Source organism: Methylophaga marina (assembly GCF_030296755.1).
GTDB lineage: Bacteria > Pseudomonadota > Gammaproteobacteria > Nitrosococcales > Methylophagaceae > Methylophaga > Methylophaga marina.
Genome location: NZ_AP027741.1, coordinates 983,946 through 1,004,649, shown reverse-complemented (window position 1 = coordinate 1,004,649; position 20,704 = coordinate 983,946). Strand labels below are relative to the sequence as shown.

Annotated in this window: 21 protein-coding genes and 3 pseudogenes; all 24 read left to right on the top strand. The window is 43.6% G+C overall.

Going from position 1 to position 20,704, the window contains the following annotated elements; all coding sequences use genetic code 11:
• The first annotated feature begins 18 nt into the window (after nt 1-18).
• The 24 genes and pseudogenes from rpoB (at nt 19) to rplR (ending at nt 20,703) form a co-directional block, all read left to right on the top strand.
• A complete protein-coding gene (gene rpoB, locus QUE24_RS05160; RefSeq protein WP_286305551.1) occupies nt 19-4,095 on the top strand; it encodes a DNA-directed RNA polymerase subunit beta in 4,077 nt (1,358 codons plus the stop codon).
• A gap of 63 nt (nt 4,096-4,158) precedes the next feature.
• The gene (gene rpoC / locus QUE24_RS05155; protein ID WP_286305550.1) at nt 4,159-8,358 is read left to right on the top strand and encodes a DNA-directed RNA polymerase subunit beta'; all 4,200 of its coding nucleotides are present in this window, start codon (nt 4,159-4,161) and stop codon (nt 8,356-8,358) included.
• 147 nt (nt 8,359-8,505) lie between these two features.
• A complete protein-coding gene (rpsL, locus tag QUE24_RS05150; RefSeq protein ID WP_007144668.1) occupies nt 8,506-8,880 on the top strand; it encodes a 30S ribosomal protein S12 in 375 nt (124 codons plus the stop codon).
• Nucleotides 8,881-8,925: 45 nt separating this feature from the next.
• A pseudogene (gene rpsG, locus QUE24_RS05145) lies at nt 8,926-9,395 on the top strand (30S ribosomal protein S7).
• A 76-nt stretch (nt 9,396-9,471) separates the two neighbouring features.
• Nucleotides 9,472-11,569: pseudogene (gene fusA / locus QUE24_RS05140) on the top strand (elongation factor G).
• A 25-nt stretch (nt 11,570-11,594) separates the two neighbouring features.
• Nucleotides 11,595-12,785: an elongation factor Tu gene (gene tuf, locus QUE24_RS05135; protein WP_286305549.1), complete on the top strand. Its 1,191-nt coding sequence runs from the start codon at nt 11,595-11,597 to the stop codon at nt 12,783-12,785.
• A 5-nt stretch (nt 12,786-12,790) separates the two neighbouring features.
• Nucleotides 12,791-13,104, top strand: a pseudogene (rpsJ, locus tag QUE24_RS05130) (30S ribosomal protein S10).
• 14 nt (nt 13,105-13,118) lie between these two features.
• Complete coding sequence (gene rplC / locus QUE24_RS05125; RefSeq protein ID WP_286305548.1) at nt 13,119-13,751, top strand: 50S ribosomal protein L3; 633 nt, start codon at nt 13,119-13,121, stop codon at nt 13,749-13,751.
• A gap of 22 nt (nt 13,752-13,773) precedes the next feature.
• Nucleotides 13,774-14,391, top strand: a complete 618-nt coding sequence (rplD, locus tag QUE24_RS05120; RefSeq protein ID WP_286305547.1) for a 50S ribosomal protein L4 — start codon at nt 13,774-13,776, stop codon at nt 14,389-14,391.
• Complete coding sequence (gene rplW / locus QUE24_RS05115; RefSeq protein ID WP_286305546.1) at nt 14,388-14,681, top strand: 50S ribosomal protein L23; 294 nt, start codon at nt 14,388-14,390, stop codon at nt 14,679-14,681. The genes rplD and rplW overlap by 4 nt, the downstream gene beginning before the upstream one ends.
• Nucleotides 14,682-14,710: 29 nt before the next feature.
• The gene (rplB, locus tag QUE24_RS05110) at nt 14,711-15,538 is read left to right on the top strand and encodes a 50S ribosomal protein L2 (RefSeq protein WP_286305545.1); all 828 of its coding nucleotides are present in this window, start codon (nt 14,711-14,713) and stop codon (nt 15,536-15,538) included.
• A 15-nt stretch (nt 15,539-15,553) separates the two neighbouring features.
• Nucleotides 15,554-15,829 (top strand): 30S ribosomal protein S19, encoded by a 276-nt coding sequence (gene rpsS, locus QUE24_RS05105; RefSeq protein WP_286305544.1) that lies wholly within the window; start codon nt 15,554-15,556, stop codon nt 15,827-15,829.
• A gap of 9 nt (nt 15,830-15,838) precedes the next feature.
• Nucleotides 15,839-16,171: a 50S ribosomal protein L22 gene (gene rplV, locus QUE24_RS05100; protein ID WP_007144678.1), complete on the top strand. Its 333-nt coding sequence runs from the start codon at nt 15,839-15,841 to the stop codon at nt 16,169-16,171.
• Between the two features lie 12 nt (nt 16,172-16,183).
• Nucleotides 16,184-16,846 carry a 30S ribosomal protein S3 gene (gene rpsC / locus QUE24_RS05095; RefSeq protein ID WP_286305543.1) on the top strand — a complete coding sequence of 221 codons (663 nt, stop codon included), beginning with the start codon at nt 16,184-16,186 and terminating at the stop codon, nt 16,844-16,846.
• Nucleotides 16,847-16,857: 11 nt separating this feature from the next.
• Nucleotides 16,858-17,271, top strand: coding sequence for a 50S ribosomal protein L16 (rplP, locus tag QUE24_RS05090; protein WP_007144680.1), 414 nt, complete (start codon nt 16,858-16,860; stop codon nt 17,269-17,271).
• Nucleotides 17,271-17,456 (top strand): 50S ribosomal protein L29, encoded by a 186-nt coding sequence (gene rpmC / locus QUE24_RS05085; RefSeq protein WP_286305542.1) that lies wholly within the window; start codon nt 17,271-17,273, stop codon nt 17,454-17,456. The genes rplP and rpmC overlap by 1 nt, the downstream gene beginning before the upstream one ends.
• A gap of 9 nt (nt 17,457-17,465) precedes the next feature.
• Entirely contained in the window at nt 17,466-17,726 is a 261-nt protein-coding gene (gene rpsQ / locus QUE24_RS05080; RefSeq protein WP_286305541.1) for a 30S ribosomal protein S17, read from the top strand.
• Nucleotides 17,727-17,753: 27 nt separating this feature from the next.
• Nucleotides 17,754-18,122 (top strand): 50S ribosomal protein L14, encoded by a 369-nt coding sequence (rplN, locus tag QUE24_RS05075; protein WP_007144683.1) that lies wholly within the window; start codon nt 17,754-17,756, stop codon nt 18,120-18,122.
• Between the two features lie 13 nt (nt 18,123-18,135).
• Nucleotides 18,136-18,462 (top strand): 50S ribosomal protein L24, encoded by a 327-nt coding sequence (gene rplX / locus QUE24_RS05070; RefSeq protein WP_286305540.1) that lies wholly within the window; start codon nt 18,136-18,138, stop codon nt 18,460-18,462.
• 22 nt (nt 18,463-18,484) lie between these two features.
• Nucleotides 18,485-19,024, top strand: a complete 540-nt coding sequence (rplE, locus tag QUE24_RS05065; RefSeq protein ID WP_273270721.1) for a 50S ribosomal protein L5 — start codon at nt 18,485-18,487, stop codon at nt 19,022-19,024.
• 23 nt (nt 19,025-19,047) lie between these two features.
• Complete coding sequence (rpsN, locus tag QUE24_RS05060) at nt 19,048-19,353, top strand: 30S ribosomal protein S14 (protein WP_007144686.1); 306 nt, start codon at nt 19,048-19,050, stop codon at nt 19,351-19,353.
• Between the two features lie 29 nt (nt 19,354-19,382).
• Nucleotides 19,383-19,778: a 30S ribosomal protein S8 gene (gene rpsH, locus QUE24_RS05055; protein ID WP_007144687.1), complete on the top strand. Its 396-nt coding sequence runs from the start codon at nt 19,383-19,385 to the stop codon at nt 19,776-19,778.
• Nucleotides 19,779-19,803: 25 nt separating this feature from the next.
• Nucleotides 19,804-20,337 carry a 50S ribosomal protein L6 gene (gene rplF / locus QUE24_RS05050; RefSeq protein ID WP_286305539.1) on the top strand — a complete coding sequence of 178 codons (534 nt, stop codon included), beginning with the start codon at nt 19,804-19,806 and terminating at the stop codon, nt 20,335-20,337.
• Between the two features lie 12 nt (nt 20,338-20,349).
• On the top strand, nt 20,350-20,703 hold the full coding sequence (gene rplR, locus QUE24_RS05045) for a 50S ribosomal protein L18 (protein WP_286305538.1): 354 nt from the start codon (nt 20,350-20,352) through the stop codon (nt 20,701-20,703).
• The last annotated feature ends 1 nt before the right edge of the window (nt 20,704 follow it).

The window sequence follows — 20,704 nt, the reverse complement described above, 5'->3', positions numbered from 1 at the left end:
TTCTTCGAGGTGTAATAAATGGCCTATACGTTTACCGAGAAAAAACGGATTCGTAAAGATTTTGGCAAGCGTCCAAGTGTCTTGAAAGTTCCAAACCTTCTAGCTACCCAGGTGAATTCCTATCAGGATTTCCTGCAGATGGGCGTCGTTGCAGATGAGCGCGGAGCAAAAGGCTTACATGCCGCATTTGAATCTGTGTTCCCTATCAAGAGCCATACAGGCATGGCAGAGCTACAGTATGTCAGCTATCGTTTAGGCACTCCATCATTTGACGTTAAAGAATGTCAACTGCGCGGTGTAACCTATGCCGCACCTTTAAGAGTTAAAATGCGTCTTGTCATCTATGACAAAGATGCCCCTGCAAAGTCAAAAGTCGTCAAAGACATTAAAGAGCAGGAAGTATATATGGGAGAAATCCCGTTAATGACTGAAAAAGGTAACTTTGTCATTAACGGAACTGAGCGTGTCATCGTGTCGCAACTACACCGTTCACCTGGTGTGTTCTTCGACAGTGACCGCGGTAAAACTCACTCTTCCGGTAAAATCTTATTCAACGCACGCGTGATCCCTTACCGTGGTTCATGGCTAGATTTTGAATTTGATCCAAAAGATTCAGTATTTGTTCGTATTGATCGTCGTCGTAAACTCCCTGCAACTGTTCTACTGAGAGCATTGGGTTATAACAACCAAGAAATCCTTGAGATTTTCTTCAGTACAGATAGCTTTGTCCGCAAAGGTGATAACTTCGAAATGAAGCTAGAGCCACAACGTTTACGTGGCCAATCAGTACCGTTTGAAATCGTTGATAATGATGGTGAAGTCATTGTTGAGGCTGAACGCCAAATCACTGGCCGTCACATCCGTCGTATGGAAAAGTCAGGTATTAGTTCGCTGACCGTTCCATCAACTTATCTTGTCGGCAAAGTCATCGCCAAAGACATGATTGACCCAGAAACGGGTGAATTACTGGCTTCTGCTAATGATGAAATCACCGAAGATCTGTTAGAAGCATTTGCTCGTTTCGATATCAATGAAATTGAAACCATCTATGCTAATGATCTGGATGATGGTCCGTTCATGTCTGACACAATGCGTTTAGATGAAACACATAGCCCATTAGAGGCAAAAGTAGAAATCTATCGCATGATGCGCCCAGGTGAACCACCAACTGAAGATGCTGCTGAAAACTTATTCACTAGCCTATTCTTTACATTAGATCGTTACGATTTATCTAGCGTCGGTAGAATGAAATTCAACCGTCGCCTGGGTCGTGAAGAAATGGAAGGTGAAGGGACTTTATCTAAAGAAGATATCCTGGATGTCCTGAAAGAACTAATCGCTATCCGTAACGGTAATGGTGTTGTCGATGATATCGATCACTTAGGCAACCGTCGTGTACGTAGTGTTGGTGAAATGGCTGAAAACCAGTTCCGTGTTGGTTTGGTCCGTGTTGAACGTGCTGTACGTGAACGTTTGAGCATCGCTGAATCAGAAGGCTTAATGCCACAACAGCTGATCAATGCAAAACCTGTAGCTGCTGCAATTAAAGAGTTCTTTGGTTCAAGTCAGCTTTCACAGTTCATGGACCAGAACAATCCATTATCAGAAGTTACACATAAACGTCGTGTTTCTGCGTTAGGCCCAGGTGGCCTGACTCGTGAACGTGCAGGCTTCGAAGTGCGTGACGTACATCCAACGCACTACGGTCGTGTGTGTCCAATCGAAACACCTGAAGGTCCAAACATCGGGTTGATCAACTCGCTGGCGACTTATGCTCGTACCAACGAATATGGCTTTATCGAAACACCATATCGTAAAGTCATCGATGGTAAAGCGACAGATGAAATTGTCTATCTGTCTGCTATCGATGAGGGTGAGTATAAAATTGCTCAGGCAACAATTGCACTGAATGATGATAACTCTATTGCAGAGAACATGGTTCATTGTCGTTATCGTAACGAATCATCACTGACACCATCTGAACAAGTGCAGTTGATGGACGTTTCACCTCGTCAGGTGGTATCGGTAGCAGCATCATTGATTCCATTCCTCGAACATGACGATGCTAACCGTGCCTTGATGGGCTCGAACATGCAGCGTCAAGCCGTGCCTACATTACGTGCTGATAAACCTTTAGTTGGTACAGGTATCGAACGTGTTGTAGCACAAGATTCTGGCGTTATGGTTACAGCCAAACGTGGCGGTGTGGTCGATTCTGTTGATGCCAGCCGTATCGTTATCCGCGTTAATGATGCAGAAACTGAAGGTTCTGAATCTGGTGTCGATATTTATAACCTGATCAAATACGCTCGTTCTAACCAAAGTACATGTATCAATCAGCGTCCAATCGTTAAACCAGGTGATGTGGTTGGTGCAGGTGACGTACTTGCTGATGGTCCATCGACAGATAAAGGTGAATTAGCATTAGGCCAAAACATTCTGGTTGCCTTCATGCCTTGGAATGGTTACAACTTCGAGGATTCGATTCTTGTCTCCGAGCGTGTGGTCGAAGAAGATCGTTTCACCACTATCCACATTCAGGAACTGAACTGTTTAGCCCGTGATACCAAGCTCGGCACAGAAGAAGTGACTAGTGATATTCCTAACGTCAGTGAAAGTGCACTGGCTAAATTGGATGAGTCCGGTATTGTCTATGTGGGCGCTGAAGTTAAACCTGGTGATATTCTTGTTGGTAAAGTGACTCCGAAAGGTGAAACACAGTTAACACCAGAAGAAAAACTGCTAAGAGCCATTTTTGGTGAAAAAGCGGCGGATGTTAAAGATTCATCATTACGGGTTCCATCTGGTACCTACGGTACAGTTATTGATGTCCAAGTCTTTACACGCGATGGTGTGGAAAAAGACGAACGTACACGTGAAATTGAGAAAGCGGAACTTGAGAAAGTTTGGGCTGACTTAAAAGATCAGAACCGTATTATGGTTGAAGACGTGTTTGAACGTCTGGAACGTGCTTTAGTAGGCAAAGTTGCTGAAGGTGGTCCAAACCTGAAAGCCGGTACTAAACTGACTAAAGACTATCTAGCTGGTTTAGAGCATGCTAAATGGTTTGATCTTCGTATGGAGTCAGAAGAACTCAATACACAACTTGAACAGGCGAATGCCCACCTGAAACAGTATCGTCTGGAAATGGAAGAAGCGTTTGAGCTGAAGAAAGAAAAACTGACTTCAGGTCATGACCTTGCTCCTGGCGTGCAACGCATGGTTAAAGTCTTCCTGGCTGTGAAACGTCGTATTCAGCCTGGTGATAAAATGGCGGGTCGTCATGGTAACAAAGGTGTTATTTCAAATATCGTTCCTGTGGAAGATATGCCATATACCGAAGATGGTCGTCCGGTTGATATCGTACTGAACCCATTGGGTGTACCTTCACGTATGAATATCGGTCAGATTCTGGAAGTTCATCTTGGTTGGGCTGCGCGTGGCTTAGGCTACCGCATTCAAGAAATGTTGGAACAACAGAAGTCTATTGCTGATCTGCGTGGCTTTTTGGATAAGGTCTATAACACTAGCGGTACGAAAGAAGATCTGGATTCATTATCAGATGACGAAGTTATCGAGTTGGCTAAAAACCTTCAAGGTGGTGTGCCAATGGCAACGCCAGTATTCGATGGTGCTGACGAAGATGAAATCAAAAACATGCTTGAATTAGCTGGGCTACCACGTAGCGGCCAAGCAAAATTGATTGATGGCAGAACTGGTGATTTCTTCCACCGTCCAGTCACTATTGGTTATATGCACATGCTGAAACTGAATCACTTGGTTGACGATAAAATGCATGCACGTTCTACTGGTCCATACAGCTTGGTTACACAACAACCTCTGGGTGGTAAAGCGCAGTTTGGTGGTCAGCGTTTCGGTGAGATGGAGGTGTGGGCACTGCAAGCATATGGTGCAGCATACACATTGCAAGAAATGTTAACTGTGAAGTCAGATGATGTGAACGGTCGTACTAAGATTTATAAAAACATCGTTGATGGTGATTATCGAATGGATGCAGGTATGCCTGAATCATTCAAAGTATTAACCCGTGAGATTCGCTCACTTGGTATTGATGTCGATTTGGTCGATGAATAAGTCATACCGGGTTGTTACAGATAATCAAGATATTAGCCGTTTAACGGCAGCGGAGAATGAAAGATGAAAGACTTGCTTAATTTGTTAAAGCAACAAACTCAGCCAGAAGAATTTGACGCCATTCGCATCGGCCTTGCCTCACCAAAAATGGTGAGGTCATGGTCGTTCGGTGAAGTCAAAAAACCTGAAACCATCAACTATCGTACTTTTAAACCAGAACGTGAAGGCTTGTTCTGCTGCAAAATCTTTGGTCCAGTAAAAGATTACGAATGCTTATGTGGTAAATATAAGCGTTTAAAACACCGTGGTGTGATCTGTGAAAAATGTGGTGTTGAAGTCACTGTAGCTAAAGTACGTCGTGAACGTATGGGTCACATTGAATTAGCAAGCCCAGTAGCACATATCTGGTTCCTGAAATCGCTACCATCACGTATTTCATTATTTCTGGATATGACACTACGTGATATCGAACGCGTGCTTTACTTTGAAGCATTTATCGTTGTTGATCCAGGCATGACTCCTTTGGAGAAGGGCCAGTTGCTGTCTGACGAAACGTTCTTGCAGGCCGTTGAAGAATACGGTGATGAATTTGACGCTCGTATGGGTGCTGAAGCTGTTCAACAGTTACTTCGTAACATCAATGTCGTCAAAGAAATTGAAACAATCCGCGAAGAAATCGATGGTACAAACTCAGAAACGAAAATCAAAAAGCTGAGCAAACGCCTGAAGTTAATGGAAGCTTTCCATGAGTCTGGCAATAAGCCAGAATGGATGGTAATGGAAGTACTGCCTGTACTCCCACCAGATCTTCGTCCTTTAGTACCTCTTGATGGTGGTCGTTTCGCGACATCTGATCTCAATGATCTCTATCGTCGTGTTATCAACCGTAATAACCGTCTTAAACGCTTATTAGATCTGAATGCACCAGATATCATTGTCCGTAATGAAAAACGTATGCTGCAAGAGTCAGTAGACGCATTATTAGATAATGGTCGTCGTGGTCGTGCAATTACTGGTACAAACCGTATGCCATTGAAATCTTTGGCAGACATGATTAAAGGTAAGCAAGGTCGTTTCCGTCAAAACCTGTTAGGTAAACGTGTCGATTACTCTGGTCGTTCAGTTATTGTGGTTGGTCCATACCTGAAGTTACACCAGTGTGGCCTGCCTAAAAAAATGGCTTTAGAACTATTTAAACCATTTATCTACGGCAAATTAGAGCGTGCAGGATTGGCGACAACTATCAAAGCTGCCAAAAAAATGGTTGAGCGTGAAGGACCTGAAGTTTGGGATATTCTGGAAGACGTTATTCGTGAGCATCCAGTTATGCTTAACCGTGCACCAACTCTGCATAGATTAGGTATTCAAGCTTTTGAACCACTACTCATTGAAGGTAAAGCTATTCAATTGCACCCACTCGTCTGTAGCGCATTCAATGCTGACTTTGACGGTGACCAAATGGCGGTACACGTACCTTTATCATTAGAAGCACAGTTAGAAGCACGCTCTTTAATGATGGCAACTAATAACATCTTGTCACCAGCAAATGGTGAACCCGTTATTATCCCATCACAAGACGTGGTCCTTGGTCTTTACTACATGACTCGTGACCGTGTGAATGAAAAAGGTGAAGGCAGTGTCTTTGCGGACCTTTCAGAACTGCGTCGTGCTTACGATAACAGAGTTGTTTCGCTGCATGCGAAAGTAACAGTTCGTTTAGAAGAAACTGATATTACTTTGCCAGAACCTGAGCAAACACGTCGCATTCGTGTAGAAACAACAGTAGGCCGTGCCATTTTATTTAGCATTGTGCCAAAAGGACTGCCATTCTCAGTCGTCGACCGTGCCATGACGAAGAAAGCGATAGGTGATTTAATCAACACTAGCTACCGTCGCCTCGGTCTGAAAGATACCGTTATCTTTGCTGACCAGCTAATGTATCTAGGCTTTACACAAGCCACACAATCTGGCGCATCAGTTGGTGCTGACGATATGGTGATTCCAGTTGAGAAAGCAACCATATTGGCAAAAGCAGAAGCAGAAGTGGAAGAAATCGCTTCACAATACGCGTCTGGTCTGGTCACTGATGGCGAACGTTATAACAAAATTATCGATATCTGGTCGCGTACAAATGACCAAGTTGCGAAAGCAATGATGGATGGTATTGGTAAGGATACAGTAACGGATGCTGAAGGGAATGCTGTTGAGCAAGTATCGATGAACTCTATCTATATGATGGCGGATTCTGGTGCTCGTGGTTCTGCTGCTCAGATTCGTCAGCTTGCTGGTATGCGCGGACTGATGGCTAAACCAGATGGTTCGATCATCGAGACACCGATCACGGCAAACTTCCGTGAAGGTCTGGACGTTTTACAGTACTTTATTTCGACTCATGGTGCTCGTAAAGGTTTGGCCGATACGGCATTGAAAACAGCTAACTCAGGTTACCTGACACGTCGCTTGGTCGATGTTTCTCAAGACTTGGTTGTAGTCGAAGAAGATTGTGGCACAACATTAGGCTTAAACATGTCACCTATCATTGAAGGTGGTGATGTTGTTGAACCTCTTGGTGAACGTGTGCTTGGTCGTGTCGTTGCACAAGATCTGAAATCATCTGATGGCGAGCGTATTGTACTTTCAGCTGGTGAAATGATTGATGAGGCGGCTGTAAATAAACTCGAAAGTGAAGGTATTGACGAAGTCTTGGTACGTAGTGCGATTACCTGTGAATCTCGCTATGGTGTTTGCGCAGCTTGTTACGGACGTGACTTGGGCCGTGGTCATAAAATTAACGTTGGTGAAGCAGTGGGTGTTATTGCTGCACAGTCCATCGGCGAGCCTGGCACACAGTTAACAATGCGTACGTTCCACATCGGTGGTGCGGCATCGAGAACGGCTGCAGATAATTCAGTTGCCTTGAAATATAAAGGTAATATCCGTTATCACAACATCAAATATGTACAGAATAGTGCGGGTAAGTTCATCGCCGTATCTCGTTCAGGTGAGTTACACTTAATTGATGAGAACGGTAGGGAGCGCGAACGTTATAAGATTCCTTACGGTGCTGAAATGACGGTGGCGGATAACGATGCTGTTGATGCTGGTCAAGTTGTAGCAAACTGGGATCCACACACTCATCCGGTCGTAACGGAAGTTGCTGGTATCGTTCAACTAAGTGATTTAGTTGAAGGTGTTACAGTTGATAAAACAGTAGACGAAGTGACTGGTTTGACAAGCCTTATTGTTCGTGAGCCAAAGCAGCGTAGTAGTTCAGCAAAAGACATGCGTCCAATGGTTCGCCTGACAGATGCGAATGGTAGTGATGTGTTTATTCCTGGTACTGATATACCAGCGATGTACTTCCTTCCTGGTGGTGCGATTGTTCGTGTAAGCGACGGCCAAGAAGTTGAAATCGGTGATATCGTAGCGCGCATCCCTCAAGAAAGTAGTAAGACTCGTGACATCACTGGTGGTCTACCACGTGTTGCCGATTTATTTGAAGCGCGTAAGCCTAAAGACCCTGCATTGATGGCTGAAATCACCGGTACAGTTAGCTTCGGTAAAGAAACGAAAGGTAAGCAACGACTGATTATCACACCAAAAGAGGGTGAGCCATATGAAGAGCTTATTCCGAAATGGCGTCACGTTTCAGTATTTGAAGGTGAGCACATTGAGAAGGGTGAAATGTTAGTTGATGGACCTGAAGATCCGCATGATATCTTGCGTCTTAAAGGTGTTCTCGCTTTAGCTAACTACATGGTAAGTGAAGTACAAGAAGTCTATCGATTACAGGGTGTAAAAATTAACGACAAGCACATTGAAGTGATTGTGCGTCAAATGTTACGCAAAGTAGAAATCGATTCTGTCGGTGATAGTAAATTCTTGAAAGGTGAGCAGGTTGAATATGACCGCGCTTTAGATGCGAACGATGAGTTGCGTGCTAAAGAAAAAGTAGAATGTACGTTCACACCTTTATTACTGGGTATTACTAAAGCGTCACTGGCAACGGAGTCCTTTATTTCTGCGGCTTCGTTCCAAGAAACAACGCGCGTTCTGACAGATGCTGCTGTCACAGGTAAGAGTGATAACTTACGTGGCCTGAAAGAAAACGTTATAGTCGGTCGTCTGATTCCTGCAGGTACTGGCTTGGCGTACCACAAGGAACGTCAACGTCGTCGTCAGGAGGCATTAGGTGAGTCACCGGTGACAAAGACTGCGCTGACTTCAGAAGATAAAGACGAAGAAATCAAAGAGGTTTCATAATAAGTATTGACGTAATTAGTCATACGTTATAGAATTCGTCTTCTTTGTCGGGCACTCTTCGATGGGTGCCCGCTTTTTAATGAATGGTAATGCGAGAATAATAGTATCGCAGGATACCATCGATAGATATTTGTTAAGGTTGTACTAATGGCAACAATTAATCAGTTGGTTCGTAAGCCAAGATTGAAACAAAAGAAAAAGAATAATGTACCGGCTTTGCAAGCATGTCCGCAACGCCGTGGTGTATGTACTCGTGTTTATACAACTACACCAAAAAAACCTAACTCAGCGATGCGTAAAGTTGCTCGTGTTCGTTTGACAAACGGTTTTGAAGTGACGTCTTACATCGGTGGTGAAGGCCATAACCTGCAAGAACATAGTGTTGTTCTTATCCGTGGTGGTCGTGTTAAAGATTTACCTGGTGTTCGTTATCACACAGTTCGTGGCGCCTTAGATACCTCAGGTGTGTCTGCTCGTCGCCAAGGCCGCTCTAAGTACGGCGCTAAGCGTCCGAAGGGCTAAGTACAAAACTTAAGCGTTAAACGTATAAAGTATTAGGAAAGACAAATGCCAAGAAGAAGGGTTGTTGCTAAACGTGAAGTACTGCCTGATCCGAAGTTTCAAAACATCGGTTTAGCCAAGTTTATTAACGTCATCATGAAAGATGGTAAAAAGTCAGTTGCAGAAAAAATTACATATGGCGCACTGGATTCAGTTGCTGAAAGTAAATCTGCAAATGGTCTGGAAGTTTTCCAAAAAGCCATCGAAAACATCAGTCCAATGGTCGAAGTAAAATCTCGCCGTGTTGGTGGTGCAACTTATCAGGTTCCGGTCGAAGTTCGCCCAGAACGCCGCGTGGCTCTTGCGATGCGTTGGTTGGTTGAAGCATCACGTAAACGTGGCGAAAAATCAATGGGTATGCGCTTGGCTGGTGAGATTGCAGATGCTTATGAAAACAAAGGCACTGCAGTTAAGAAAAAGAAGATACACACCGTATGGCAGAAGCAAACAAGGCATTTTCGCACTTCCGCTTCTAAAAAATATTTGCTCGTCACCAGCTTTGTTCTGGTGACGATTTGTTCTTTAACATTGTTGATTTAAGAGTAGCTAATAGTGGCACGAACTACACCTATTAACAGATACCGAAATATAGGCATCATGGCTCATATTGACGCGGGTAAAACCACGACAACTGAGCGCGTGCTGTTCTATACAGGTATTTCGCATAAAATTGGTGAAGTTCACAATGGTGCTGCTGTTATGGACTGGATGGAACAGGAACAGGAGCGTGGAATTACCATTACCTCAGCTGCTACTACCTGTTTTTGGGCCGGTATGGATCAACAATTTGAGCAACATCGAATCAACATTATCGATACCCCAGGTCACGTAGACTTTACGATTGAAGTAGAGAGATCTCTTCGTGTTCTTGATGGCGCGGTAGCCGTATTTTGCGCTGTAGGGGGTAGAGCCTCAGTCAGAAACCGTCTGGCGTCAAGCTAACAAATATCATGTACCTCGTCTCGCGTTCGTTAACAAAATGGACCGCCAGGGTGCTAATTTTCTTCGAGTCATTGACCAGATCAAGAATCGTCTTGGTGCAAAGCCTGTAGCGATGCAGTTACCTATTGGCGCCGAAGACGAATTTGAAGGTGTGGTTGACCTTGTTCAAATGAAAGCCATTTATTGGAACGAGGAAGACTTAGGCGTCACGTACGAGTTACGCGATGTCCCAGAATACATGTCAGCTGAATGCCAGAAGTATCATGAAGCTCTTGTCGAGTCAGCAGCGGAATCAAGTGAAGAATTGATGAACCAGTATCTTGAAGCTGGTGAATTAACGCTTGATGAAATCAAGCAAGGCATCCGTAACCAAACTCTTGCTAATGAAATCGTTCCTGTGTTTTGTGGTTCAGCGTTCAAAAATAAAGGTGTTCAAGCTGTTCTTGATGCTGTGGTCGAATATATGCCTGCACCAAATGACGTACCAGCCATTAAAGGTTTGGTCGACGTCGACAATCAAAAATACGAAACTCGTGAAGCTGACGACTCGCTCCCATTTGCCGCACTTGCATTCAAAATAGCAACAGATTCTTTTGTCGGTACCTTAACTTTTTTCCGTGTCTATTCTGGTGTATTAAAATCTGGTGATGCTGTCTTTAATCCTTTGAAAGGAAAAAAAGAACGTATTGGTCGCCTAGTCCAAATGCATGCTAATAGTCGAGAAGAGATATCAGAAGTTCGCGCTGGTGATATTGCTGCTGCAATCGGTTTGAAAGATACGATAACAGGTGAAACGCTTTGTGATATAGACCATAAAATCACACTGGAAAGAATGGAGTTTCCTGAGCCTGTCATTTCTGTTGCTATTGAACCAAAAACTCAGGCTGACCAAGAAAAAATGAGCATTGCTCTTGGCAAATTAGCTAAAGAAGATCCTTCTTTCAGAGTTTCTACCGATGAAGAGTCAGCTCAGACCATTATCGCAGGTATGGGTGAGCTTCATCTGGATATTATCATCGACCGTCTTAAACGTGAGTTTAGTGTCAGTGCTAATGTCGGTGCTCCACAAGTCGCCTATCGTGAAACAATTCGTAAAACTGTTGATGCAGAAGGTAAATTTGTGCGCCAAAGTGGTGGTAAAGGTCAATATGGTCACGTGTGGATCAAGATCGAACCACAAGAGCAAGGTGCTGGCTATGCCTTTGAAAATGCGGTTGTTGGTGGCACTGTGCCAAAAGAATATATTTCATCTGTAGATAAAGGTATACAAGAGCAGATGAAAAATGGTGTAATAGCCGGCTACCCTGTGGAAGATATCAAGGTAACCCTGTTTGATGGTTCCTATCATGATGTCGATTCCAGCGAAATGGCTTTTAAAGTTGCAGGCTCAATGGCTTTCCGGAATGGCGCTTTAGAAGCATCTCCGGTTCTGCTAGAACCTGTAATGGATATTGAGGTGGTAACACCCGAAGAATATATGGGCGATGTGATGGGTGATTTGAATCGCCGTCGCGGTATGGTCAGTGGTATGGACGATGCGCCTAGTGGAAAAATTATTAAGGCTGAAGTGCCTCTTGCAGAAATGTTTGGTTACGCAACTGATTTGCGTTCTGCTACACAAGGTCGAGCTACCTACTCTATGGAGTTCGCCAAGTACAGTGAAATACCAAACAATGTTGCAGAAGCGATCATTAACAAAACTAAATAACGTAAGTTAAACGAGGTAGACGAGAATGTCCAAGTCAAAATTTGAACGTACAAAACCCCACGTCAACGTGGGCACTATTGGTCACGTTGACCATGGTAAAACTACGCTGACAGCGGCGATCACCAAAGTGTTGGGTGAAATGTCTGGTGGTGAATTCAAAGATTACGCGGATATTGATAACGCACCAGAAGAAAGAGAGCGTGGTATCACTATCTCAACAGCTCACGTCGAATACGAAACAGCAAATCGTCACTACGCTCACGTAGACTGCCCAGGCCATGCTGACTATGTTAAAAACATGATCACCGGTGCGGCACAAATGGACGGCGCGATTCTAGTTGTTAACGCAGCAGACGGCCCTATGCCACAAACACGTGAACACATCCTGTTATCACGTCAGGTTGGTGTACCTTTCATCATTGTCTACTTAAACAAAGCTGACATGGTGGATGACGAAGAACTGATTGAATTAGTCGAAATGGAAGTCCGTGAACTGTTAGACAGCTACGACTTCCCAGGTGATGACACACCTATCATTGTTGGTTCAGCACTGAAAGCCTTGGAAGGCGACACAAGCGAGATTGGTGCACCATCAATCATCCGTTTAGCCGAAGCGATGGATACCTACTTCCCAGAACCAGAACGTGCCATTGACGGTGCCTTCCTGATGCCGATTGAAGACGTATTCTCAATCTCAGGTCGCGGTACAGTTGTTACCGGTCGTGTAGAGCGCGGTATTGTCAAAGTAGGTGACGAATTAGAAATCGTTGGTATTAAAGATACCCAAAAAACCACCTGTACAGGTGTTGAAATGTTCCGCAAGCTGTTAGACCAAGGTCAAGCAGGGGACAACGTAGGTGTCTTGTTACGTGGTACAAAACGTGAAGACGTAGACCGTGGTCAGGTACTGGCACACCCAGGCACTATCAAGCCACACACACGTTTTGAAGCGGAAGTGTATGTACTGTCGAAAGACGAAGGTGGTCGTCACACACCATTCTTTAATGGTTACCGTCCACAGTTCTACTTCCGTACAACAGACGTAACAGGCGCATGTGAATTACCATCAGGTGTAGAAATGGTTATGCCTGGTGATAACGTTAAGATGGACGTAACTTTGATTGCACCGATTGCGATGGAAGAAGGGTTACGTTTTGCTATTCGTGAAGGCGGCCGCACAGTTGGTGCCGGTGTCGTTAGTAAAATCGTTGAGTAATAGAAATGGCAGCAACCCAAACTATTAGAATTAGGCTGAAATCTTTTGATCATCGTTTGATTGATCAGTCAGCAAAAGAAATCGTTGAAACAGCGAAACGTACTGGTGCTCGTATTAACGGACCTATACCGTTACCGACAAAAAAGAACGTTTCACTGTATTGATTTCGCCACACGTGAATAAAGATGCTCGTGAACAGTATGAAATCCGTACTCACAAACGTCTTATGGATATTGTTGAGCCTACTGATAAAACAGTAGATGCTTTAATGAAACTGGACCTCGCCGCAGGCGTCGATGTCCAGATTAAATTGAATTAAGAGGGGCTGGGTCAATGACTATCGGACTCATCGGCCGTAAGCGTGGTATGACACGAATCTTCTCTGAAGATGGTGTTTCTACCCCAGTAACGGTAATTGAAGTAGAACCAAATCGTGTAAGTCAGCTTAAGACTGTCGATACGGATGGGTATAACGCAATTCAACTTACAGTTGGCGAGCGTAAAGCATCACGTGTGACAAAACCACAAGCTGGACATTTCGCAAAAGCACAAGCTGCTGCGGGTCGTAAAGTTATGGAGTTCAGAGTTGATGAACTGAGCGACTTAGCACTGGGTGCTGAAGTTAAAGTTGATATTTTTGAAGACGGACAAAAGATTGATGTGTCTGGTCTTACTAAAGGTAAAGGCTTTGCAGGTGTCGTAAAACGCTATGGTTTCCGTGGCGGTGACGCTACACACGGTAACTCTCTGTCTCATAGAGCACCTGGTTCTATTGGACAATGTCAGACTCCTGGCCGTGTATTTAAAGGCAAGAGAATGGCCGGACATATGGGTGACAAAAAACGTACCCTTCAAAACCTGTCAATCGTCAAGGTGGATGCAGATCGCAATTTACTGTTAGTAAAAGGCTCAGTGCCTGGCGCTACAGGTAGTGATGTAATTATCCGCCCGGCTGTCAAAGCCTAGTAAGATTCTTAGGGGAATAAACGTGGATCTTCAATTACAATCATTTGACGGCAAAAAAGCGGGAAACATTACAGTTTCTGATGCTTTATTTGACCGTGAGTATAATGAGTCATTAGTTCACCAAGTTGTTACAGCATACTTGGCTGGTGCTCGCAGTGGTACACATGCACAAAAAACACGTTCTGAAGTGAGCGGTGGTGGTCGTAAACCTTTCGCTCAAAAGGGAAGTGGTCGCGCTCGTGCTGGTACAATTCGTAGTCCTTTATGGCGTTCGGGTGGTACAACGTTTGCTGCTAAAAATCGTGATTACAGCAAAAAAGTTAATCGTAAAATGTACCGTTCAGCATTAGCAGTAATTCTGTCTGAATTACGTCGTAATGATGCATTAATTGTAGTCGACAAAGTTGAAGTTGACTCACCTAAAACGAAAGATTTGTTGACTAAGACAGCAAGCTTAGGTGTTTCTAATGCATTGATTGTGACTGAGAATGCTGCAGGTAACCTTGCACTAGCATCACGCAACTTATATGACATAGCTGCGACTGATGCAGCGCATGTGAATCCAGTAGCATTACTGCGCTTCGAAAAAGTTGTGATGAGCGAAGACTCTATTCGCAAATTAGAGGAGTCATTCGCATGAACTCAGAACGCTTAACAAAAGTAATTCTAGGGCCTGTGGTTGCTGAAAAAGCATCGCGTGTTGCTGAAAACAACAATCAGGTCGTACTGAAAGTATTACCTAATGCCAATAAAATCGAAATCAAACAAGCGGTTGAAACCTTGTTTGATGTGAAAGTTGCAGCAGTAACTACCACTAATGTTAAAGGTAAAGTCAAACGTACAGGCCGAGTAATGGGCAAACGTAGTGACTGGAAAAAAGCCTATGTGACATTAGCTGATGGTGCTGATCTCAACTTCCTTGGCGAATAGACATATAGAATACGTGTGAGGAATCAGGAATGGCATTAAAAAAGGCTAAACCTACATCAGCTGGACGCAGATTTGTTGTCCAAGTCAGTACACCTGGCTTGTATAACGGCCAACCATATGCGCCGTTAGTAGAGAAGAAGTCAAAATCTGGCGGTCGTAATAACGCTGGTCGTATTACTGTTAGACACCGTGGTGGTGGTCATAAACAACGTTATCGTTTGATTGACTTCAAACGTAATAAAGACGGTATCCCAGCGGTAGTAGAAAGAATTGAATACGATCCAAATCGTACTGCACATATTGCTTTACTGAACTATGTAGACGGTGAAAAACGCTACATTATCGCACCAAAAGGTGTGGTAGCTGGTGACCGTCTTGAGTCTGGTGAAGATGCAGCAATCCGTTCAGGTAATGCATTAAAACTGTCTGCTATCCCCCTGGGTAGTACAGTACACTGCATTGAACTTAAGCCTGGTAAAGGTGCACAGTTGGCACGTAGTGCAGGTAGTAGCGCACAGTATGTTGCTCGTGAGAATGGTTATGCAACAATCCGCTTGCGTAGTGGTGAAATGCGTAAAGTACCATTAGATTGCAAAGCTACAATGGGTGAAGTTGGTAACGGTGAACATTCACTACGTTCACTAGGTAAGGCAGGTGCGACTCGTTGGCGTGGTATTCGTCCTACAGTACGTGGTGTTGTAATGAACCCAGTTGACCATCCACATGGTGGTGGTGAAGGTCGTACATCAGGTGGTCGTCACCCAGTTACACCTTGGGGTGTACCAACCAAAGGCTACAAAACACGTAAGAATAAGCGTACTGACAATATGATCGTACGCCGTCGTAATCGTAAATAAGATTTAGGGAATCCTATGCCGCGTTCAATTAAAAAAGGTCCTTTTATAGACCAGCACCTTGAAAAGAAGGTCTTGGAAGCGAGAGAAACTGATAACAAACGTCCAATTAAAACTTGGTCACGTCGTTCGATGATTTCTCCAGAGATGATCGGTTTAACAATTGCCGTTCATAACGGTCGTCAACACGTACCGGTGTTTGTTACAGAAGATATGGTTGGGCATAAGTTGGGTGAGTTCTCACCAACTCGCACCTTTAAAGGTCATGCCGCTGACAAGAAATCTAAACGATAAGGTTAAGATATGGCTACAAAAGCTAAACTCAGCTACGCACGCATTTCCGCACAAAAGGTGCGCTTGGTTGCAGATCAAATCAGAGGTTTGCCAGTAGAACGAGCAATCAATCTACTAGCGTTCAGTCCTAAAAAAGCTGCAGAGCTTATGAAAGGTGTGCTGGACTCAGCGATCGCTAACGCTGAACATAATGACGGTGCCGACATCGACGAATTAGTCGTTTCAGCAGTCATGGTTGACGAAGGTCCTACCATGAAACGTATGCAGGCTCGCGCAAAAGGCCGCGGCAACCGTATTCTTAAACGCACAAGCCACATTACTGTGGTTGTAGACGAGAAGTAAGAGAGCAGACTTATGGGACAAAAGGTTCACCCAACAGGTTTTAGACTTGGTATAATTAAAGATTGGAATTCGATCTGGTATGCCGATTCAGCAGATTTCTCAAATATGCTGGGCAACGATCTTAAAGTACGTGACTTCCTTAAAGGAAAATTGTCACATGCTTCAGTTAGCAAGATCCAGATTGATAGACCAGCCAAAACTGCCAAAATCACAATTCACACAGCTCGTCCTGGAATTGTTATTGGCAAAAAAGGCGAAGATATCGATAAGTTGCGTCAAGAAGCGTCAAAACTGATGGGTGTACCTGTCAATGTCGGCGTTGAAGAAATTCGTAAGCCTGAACTTGACGCAACATTGGTTGCGGAAAGTGTAGCTCAGCAACTAGAGCGTCGTATTATGTTCCGTCGTGCTATGAAGCGTGCGGTTACTAATACTATGCGCCTAGGTGCTGAAGGTATACGTATTAATGTTGCAGGTCGTCTGAACGGCGCAGAAATCGCACGTACAGAATGGTATCGCGAAGGCCGTGTACCTCTGCATACATTACGTGCTGACATCGACTATGGTACAGCGGAAGCTAAAACTACATACGGTATCATCGGTGTCAAAGTTTGGATTTTTAAAGGTGAAGTTTTTGATGCATTTGCTCAAAACACACCTGCAGCTGAAAAATAAGGTTATAACCAATGTTACAGCCAAAAAGAACGAAATTTAGAAAGCAGCAGAAGCTGCGCAACAGAGGTCTTGCACATCGCGGAGCAAAAGTAAGCTTCGGTGAGTTTGGCTTGAAGTCTCTAGAGCGTGGACGTATCACAGCTCGTCAGATTGAAGCAGCTCGTAGAGCAATGACACGTCATATCAAACGTGGCGGTAAAATTTGGATTCGTGTATTTCCAGATAAGCCGATTTCAAGCAAGCCTTTGGAAGTACGTCAAGGTAAAGGTAAGGGTAATGTCGAGTACTGGGTGGCCAATGTTCAACCAGGTCGCATGCTCTATGAAATGGAAGGTGTGTCTGAAGAGATTGCACGTGAAGCATTCCGTCTGGCAGCAGCAAAACTTCCCGTTAAAACCACATTTGTAACGCGGGCGATACTGTAATGAAAGCAAGCGAAATTAGACAAAAGTCAACTGAAGATCTAGTTAAAGAACTAGGTGAGTTGCACAAAGAGCAGTTTAATCTGCGTATGCAGAATGCAACAGGGCAATTAACTCGCAATAGTGAGTTACAACGTGTTCGTAGAGACATTGCTCGCATTAAGACTGTATTGAACGAAAAGAGATAGGGCACGGAAATGAGTGATCAGCAAAGTACAGCACGTTCGTTAACCGGTCGTGTCATTAGTGACAAGATGGACAAAACAATTACCGTTCTGATCGAACGTAGAGTTGCCCATCCGATCTATAAAAAATATGTAAGACGTTCTACCAAATTACATGTTCATGATGAAAATAATGAATGTAACATCGGTGATACCGTCAGTGTTGCCTCAACTCGCCCACAGTCTAAGACAAAGTGCTGGAAGTTGGTCGAAATTGTCGATCGTGCGAAATAAGCAACTATTCAGTTTGGAGTTTAGACCATGATTCAAATGCAAAGTAGCCTGGAAGTCGCTGATAACAGTGGTGCCAGACGAGTAGAATGTATCAAAGTGTTGGGCGGTTCGCATAAACGTTATGCAGGTATCGGCGATGTCATCAAAGTGACAATCAAAGAAGCTGCCCCGCGCGGTAAAGTGAAGAAAGGTACTGTTCATAACGCAGTTATCGTAAGAACACGTAAAGGTGTTCGTCGTCCGGATGGCTCAGTAATTCGTTTTGACGAAAATGCTGCAGTACTTCTGAACGCGGCTCAGCAGCCGATCGGTACGCGTATTTTTGGACCAGTTACACGTGAACTACGTGGTGAAAAGTTCATGAAGATTATTTCTCTGGCACCAGAAGTACTGTAAAAGGAGCGCTGAGATGGAAAGATTAAAACAAGGCGATCAAGTTGTTGTATTAACAGGCAAAGATCGTGGTAAACAAGGCGAAATCTTAAGTCGAATTGAAAAAGATGGAAAAGTTAAGTTTGTCGTTCAAGGCATAAACTTAGTGAAAAAACATCAAAAACCCAATCCGGCTTTAGGTCGCACAGGTGGCATTATCGAAAAAGAAATGCCAATCGATGGGTCGAATCTGGCTTTATTAAACCCTGCTACAGGTAAGGGCGATAAAGTTGGGTTTAAAGTGCTTGAAGACGGAAAGAAAGTCCGCTTCTTTAAATCAAATGGCGAAGTTGTAAGCGCTTGAGCTTCGTATTAGGTAAAACACAGTGAGCAGATTAAAAGATTATTATCGTGAAACAGTAGTTAAACAGTTACAAGACGAGTTTAACTATAAGTCAGTAATGGAAGTGCCGCGCATCACAAAAATCACTCTTAATATGGGTGTTGGTGAAGCATTGACTGATAAAAAAGTGCTTGAAAATGCAATGGCTGACATGGAAAAAATTGCCGGTCAGAAACCCGTTGTGACAAAAGCAAAAAAATCAGTTGCAGGCTTTAAAGTTCGTGAAGGCTGGCCAATTGGATGTAAAGTAACATTACGTGCAGACCGCATGTATGACTTTCTTGACCGTCTGATTACCATTTCAATTCCTCGTATCAGAGACTTTCGTGGGTTAAATCCGAAGTCTTTTGATGGTCAAGGAAACTATAGTATGGGGATTAAAGAACAAATTATCTTCCCAGAAATTGAATATGACAGAATCGATAAATTACGTGGTATGGATGTCACCATTACGACAACAGCAAAAAATGCTGAAGAATCACGTGCTTTGTTAACTGCATTCAAGTTTCCATTTAGAAAATAAACAAGGTTGGATGGTAAAAGATTATGGCTAAACGTTGCATGATTAATCGCGAAATCAAAAGAGCGAAACTGGTTGAAAAATACGCTGCAAAACGTGCGGAATTAAAGAAACAAATGTTGGATATGTCTCTACCTGCTGAACAACGTGAAGCAGCGGCGACAAAATTCCACGCGCTTCCACGTAATTCAAGTCCTGTACGCATGAGAAATCGTTGTGAATTGACTGGTAGACCACACGGTTATTACCGTAAGTTTGGTTTATCAAGAAATAAGCTGCGCGAGCATGCAATGAAGGGCGATATCCCTGGTTTGGTAATGGCTAGTTGGTAATTACCAACCTGATTAGTGGAGCTATATAAATGAGTATGACAGATCCTATTGCTGATATGCTGACTCGCATTCGTAATGCACAGCAAGCAAATAAAGTCGATGTGAAAATGCCTTCATCAAAGGTAAAGATTAGCATTGCAAAAGTATTAGAAGATGAAGGTTACATTTCATCATTCAATGTGAGTGATGTAGAAGGTAAATCAATTTTGACAGTTACTCTTAAATATTTTGAGGGTAAACCTGTAATCGCTGAAATTAACCGTGTAAGTCGTCCTGGTTTACGTGTGTATAAATCAGCCGATGAATTACCACGTGTTGTTGGTGGTTTAGGTGTTGCTATCGTGTCTACATCTAAAGGTGTGATGGCTGACCGTAAAGCTCGCGCCTTAGGTCAAGGCGGCGAAGTTTTGTGCGCTGTTAGCTAAGCCTTTATTTATTGGAGATTGTAAAATGTCACGTATTGCAAATGCACCAGTACAAATTCCGGCAGGCGTAGAAATTTCACTGAGTGATACAGAAGTTACAGTTAAAGGTTCTAAAGGAACGTTGACGCGTAATATTCACCCTGATGTTAACGTCAGCCAAGAAGATTCAGCTTTGAAATTTGCAGCAAATGTTAATTCACAAGCTGCAGTGGCTTTAGCTGGTACAACCCGTGCCCTACTCAATAACATGGTTATTGGTGTTACAGAAGGCTTTGTGAAAAAGCTGACTCTGGTTGGTGTGGGTTACCGTGCTAAAGCTCAAGGAAATAAATTAGATCTAACCCTAGGCTTTTCTCACCCTGTTCAATATGAAGTACCTGAAGGTATTACTGTTGAAACACCAAGTCAGACAGAAATTGTTGTCTCGGGTGCTGATAAGCAGACTGTTGGTCAGGTTGCAGCAGAAATTCGCGCATACCGTTCACCAGAACCTTATAAAGGTAAAGGTGTACGTTATTCTGACGAACATGTTGCTCGTAAAGAAGCTAAGAAAAAGTAAATAGGCTGAAAAATGGATAAGAAAATTTCACGTTTACGTAGAGCAGCTAGAGCGCGTGCAAAGTTGAAAGAGTTAGAAGTTTATAGACTAACTGTTCACAGAACGCCTCGCCATATCTACGCACAAGTTCTGACTCATGACAGTTCTAAAGTTATCGCTACTGCATCAACTTTAGATGCTGAAGTGAAAAAAGACCTTAAAGCTACAGGCAATATTGATGCAGCAACAGCTGTAGGTAAAGCTATTGCAGAGCGTGCTGCTAAACAAGGTGTTACTGAAGTCGCTTTCGATCGTTCAGGTTTTAGATACCATGGTCGTGTAAAAGCATTAGCTGATGCAGCCCGTGAAAACGGCCTTCAGTTCTAAT

What these genes read in the sequence shown, in the direction of transcription:
- rpsL (WP_007144668.1), top strand. Translation starts at nt 8,506, where the DNA reads ATGGCAACAATTAATCAGTTGGTTCGTAAGCCAAGATTGAAACAAAAG.
- rplW (WP_286305546.1), top strand. Translation starts at nt 14,388, where the DNA reads ATGAACTCAGAACGCTTAACAAAAGTAATTCTAGGGCCTGTGGTTGCT.
- rplC (WP_286305548.1), top strand. Translation starts at nt 13,119, where the DNA reads ATGACTATCGGACTCATCGGCCGTAAGCGTGGTATGACACGAATCTTC.
- rplP (WP_007144680.1), top strand. Translation starts at nt 16,858, where the DNA reads ATGTTACAGCCAAAAAGAACGAAATTTAGAAAGCAGCAGAAGCTGCGC.
- rpsN (WP_007144686.1), top strand. Translation starts at nt 19,048, where the DNA reads ATGGCTAAACGTTGCATGATTAATCGCGAAATCAAAAGAGCGAAACTG.
- rplB (WP_286305545.1), top strand. Translation starts at nt 14,711, where the DNA reads ATGGCATTAAAAAAGGCTAAACCTACATCAGCTGGACGCAGATTTGTT.
- rplF (WP_286305539.1), top strand. Translation starts at nt 19,804, where the DNA reads ATGTCACGTATTGCAAATGCACCAGTACAAATTCCGGCAGGCGTAGAA.
- rpmC (WP_286305542.1), top strand. Translation starts at nt 17,271, where the DNA reads ATGAAAGCAAGCGAAATTAGACAAAAGTCAACTGAAGATCTAGTTAAA.
- rplN (WP_007144683.1), top strand. Translation starts at nt 17,754, where the DNA reads ATGATTCAAATGCAAAGTAGCCTGGAAGTCGCTGATAACAGTGGTGCC.
- tuf (WP_286305549.1), top strand. Translation starts at nt 11,595, where the DNA reads ATGTCCAAGTCAAAATTTGAACGTACAAAACCCCACGTCAACGTGGGC.
- rplV (WP_007144678.1), top strand. Translation starts at nt 15,839, where the DNA reads ATGGCTACAAAAGCTAAACTCAGCTACGCACGCATTTCCGCACAAAAG.
- rpoC (WP_286305550.1), top strand. Translation starts at nt 4,159, where the DNA reads ATGAAAGACTTGCTTAATTTGTTAAAGCAACAAACTCAGCCAGAAGAA.
- rpsC (WP_286305543.1), top strand. Translation starts at nt 16,184, where the DNA reads ATGGGACAAAAGGTTCACCCAACAGGTTTTAGACTTGGTATAATTAAA.
- rpsQ (WP_286305541.1), top strand. Translation starts at nt 17,466, where the DNA reads ATGAGTGATCAGCAAAGTACAGCACGTTCGTTAACCGGTCGTGTCATT.
- rpoB (WP_286305551.1), top strand. Translation starts at nt 19, where the DNA reads ATGGCCTATACGTTTACCGAGAAAAAACGGATTCGTAAAGATTTTGGC.
- rpsH (WP_007144687.1), top strand. Translation starts at nt 19,383, where the DNA reads ATGAGTATGACAGATCCTATTGCTGATATGCTGACTCGCATTCGTAAT.
- rplX (WP_286305540.1), top strand. Translation starts at nt 18,136, where the DNA reads ATGGAAAGATTAAAACAAGGCGATCAAGTTGTTGTATTAACAGGCAAA.
- rplR (WP_286305538.1), top strand. Translation starts at nt 20,350, where the DNA reads ATGGATAAGAAAATTTCACGTTTACGTAGAGCAGCTAGAGCGCGTGCA.
- rpsS (WP_286305544.1), top strand. Translation starts at nt 15,554, where the DNA reads ATGCCGCGTTCAATTAAAAAAGGTCCTTTTATAGACCAGCACCTTGAA.